The organism is Nostoc sp. CALU 546, assembly GCF_048836525.1.
The window spans coordinates 1-3,115 of record NZ_JAWJTF010000252.1; the positions used below are offsets into that span (position 1 = coordinate 1).

Sequence of the window (3,115 nt, forward strand, 5' to 3'; positions counted from 1 at the left end):
TTAGCAAAAGTGCAACAATATCGCCAAACCCTATGTGAATCAGTAATTGCAAAGCAAGCAAAACTAGAACAACTAGGCTATGAGCAATATTTACAGCAAATGCTTTAAGGTAATTCGTAATTCGTAATTCGGTAAGAAATCTTAACAGCACAACAGGGGGATGAGGGAGCAGGGGAAGAAGAACTATTGATTGATTCTTGAGCCATGCCCAATGCCCCATGCCCAATGCCCCATGCCCAATGCCCACGAAATTCCAAGATTGAAGCGATCGCTCCAGAATCAATGCAGCATTCTGAAGTATCTTGATCCTGAGACCTTAGTCAAAAATTGAGAGCTAATGTGCCAATTGCTCGGAATGAATTGCAATGTTCCAACGGATATTTGCTTTTCTTTTGAAGGGTTTTCTGCACGGGGAGGAAAAACGGATGATCATAGCGATGGTTGGGGCATTGCTTTCTTTGAGGGAAAGGGATGTCGAATGTTTTTAGACGCTCAACCTTCTGTTGCTTCTCCGGTAGCTGAGTTTGTGCGGAATTATCCCATTCACTCAACCCATGTCATAGCCCATATCCGCAAAGCTACTCAGGGTGAAATTGCCCTACACAACTGCCATCCTTTCCGCAGAGAATTATGGGGTCAATATTGGGTGTTTGCCCACAATGGTAATTTGCCAGATTTTGATCCAGAAAATTTGGGCTTTTATCAAGCCGTAGGTGATACCGATAGTGAAAAAGCATTCTGTATGATGCTAGAAACATTGCGATCGCGTTTTCCTAAAGGTAAGCCTGACATAAAGGAACTGTACTCTGTGCTGCGAGAAATTACTGCTGTAATTGCAAAATTGGGTATATTTAATTACCTATTATCAGATGGAGAACACTTTTTTGCTTATTGCTCAACTAAACTCAGCTACATTGTTCGCCAAGCGCCCTTTGCGGCTGCCCATTTAATTGACCAAGATATGACCGTAGATTTTCGAGAAGTGACTACTGAACGCGATCGCGTCGCTGTCATTGCTACTACTCCCCTCACTGACAACGAAGTTTGGACACAAATTCAACCGGGAGAATTACTAGTTTTTCAGGACGGATTACCTCTGAAATATGCACTCAGTTAAGAATCTTATCCTGTTAGCAAATTCCAAAATTAACCAGATTTTCCCATTTAGATACTTTCTAGATGGGTTTTGTTTTTCATATTTATAACTAACGAATATTAACCTCTTGCAGGTAATTTACTCCCTGAAAATATTCAATTCTAGTAGCTGAATTTTTAGGGATGGATGAATTTGTTCTTTTTGTAGAAGCTACCTTTTGATTGTCAGCCAGGACACGTTGCTTTTGAGTATACTCATTCAATTTGATTTGAGCTTGAGCATAAACCAGAGTATCTTGGGGAATATTTCGGAGAAATTTTACAGCCCGATTAAAATCACCAATAGATGCTTTCTTGTAAGCTTTTTGTAAAAAGTAAGCTGCTCTGATCTGCCGCTTTCGATTGTATTCAGCTAACTTGTCTTGAACTAAAGCACCAGCAGAACTTTCTTTAGGAATTTGCCGCAGATATTGTAATGCAGTAGAAAAATCTTTTTCAGTTGCTCTTTCGTAAGCTTTTGCTAATAAATCTTGCGTCTGTGTTTCAATGTTGACGTATGCTTTCTGAACTAGTTTATCTGTTTTAGATTGCCAATATAAAATATCTGGAACTTTAGCAGCAGCATGAAGAACATCTGACCATCTGCTCTCATGAAAAGCTATTTGTGCTATTTGGTGTTGCTGTGCAGCAACTTGCCATTGCTGTTGCCATTCTTCAATTGTCGCTTGTGCTTCTGGATAAACATTGCTGTGGGAGGGAATTGATTTCGCTAATGCGATCGCTTCTTGTAAATCCCCAGCCTGATATTCTTTTTTCGCTTGATATAAAGTGTCTGTTTCTGAATATGCAGGTGCAGTATTAACTAAAGAATATACACCAAATCCCATTAATAAAGAATTAGCCGCCAGTCCTACTTTCATCCCTGTGAATAACGGGGATGATTTGCCAGATACAGGGTTTGGAGAATTATTATCCTCAATCGCCACCTCTAGAGGAAATTTATCATCTGTTTCTAATATTTGTGATGGCTCAGTTTCCCAGATTATTTGTTTAAGTACCCGCAGCACCTCAGCCGCAGACTGAAAGCGGTCTTGGTAATTGTAGCGGATCATTTGGCTGAGAACAGCAGCTAGATAATCGTTAACTGGCGTGTTTTGAGAACGCCAAAAAATTTCATTAGTATAAGGATCAGCTTTTAATTGTAATGGTTCTAACCCAGTCAAAGCCTGGATGGCAATCATGCCCAAAGCATAAATATCACTGTTGGGCTGTGTTTGTCCAATAAATTGCTCTGGCGGTATATATCCCAATGAAGTGACGGGAATTCTATAAATAGGCAATTCCGCACCTATGCCAAAATCGATAGACTGGATTGAGCCAAAATCAATCAAAACTAACTTGCGTACAGCTTTATCGTTGCCATTGGCATCGCTAGTACGTCTGATTAAGTTTTCTGGTTTGATATCGCAATGAATCACACCTTGAGAGTGAACAAATTCTAGAATACCTAAGACATCTATCAGGAATTCTACAACTTCCTTTTCACTCCACAGACACCCCCAATGTTGATCAATAGGCAATTCCGCAGTCAGCGCATGTCCTTCTATAAGCTCTTGCACTAAATAAAATCGCTCGTTTTCTTCAAAGCAAGCAATGAATTCAGGAATTTGCTGATGGCTTCCCAAAAGCTTGAGGGTTTCAGTTTCAGTCAAAAACATTAACCTCAACATATCCAAATAGCCGGATTCGGAACTGCTAACCTTAATCTGTTTAACAACGCATTTGGGATTCTCTGGATAATCTACGTCAACAGCAATGTATGTTTGTCCAAACACCCCTGCACCAAGGCTTTGGACAATTTGGTAACGCCCTTGTAGTAATTTACCGATTATGTGGTGGGTCATGACCTGGTTACTCAGTAAGTTCTTTTATTTAGTTTTTCTGACATTCCCTCCTGTTTCCGGAATGCTTGAGAAATAAATAATGAGAGTTTTGATACCTTGAATACCAATACGTTTCG

The 3,115-nt window shown here is 40.0% G+C and carries 2 protein-coding genes and 1 pseudogene; 2 read left to right on the plus strand and 1 reads right to left on the minus strand.

The annotated features are described in order from the left end of the window. Positions 1-108, plus strand: a pseudogene (locus RRG12_RS42290) (5-(carboxyamino)imidazole ribonucleotide mutase); the annotation flags it as partial. Positions 109-337: 229 nt separating this feature from the next. Beyond that, positions 338-1,117, plus strand: coding sequence for a class II glutamine amidotransferase (locus RRG12_RS42295; protein WP_420760298.1), 780 nt, complete (start codon positions 338-340; stop codon positions 1,115-1,117). Between the two features lie 88 nt (positions 1,118-1,205). On the opposite strand, the gene RRG12_RS42300 is transcribed toward RRG12_RS42295, so the two are convergent. Then, positions 1,206-2,999 (minus strand): protein kinase domain-containing protein, encoded by a 1,794-nt coding sequence (locus RRG12_RS42300; protein WP_420760297.1) that lies wholly within the window; start codon positions 2,997-2,999, stop codon positions 1,206-1,208. Between the last annotated feature and the right edge of the window lie 116 nt (positions 3,000-3,115).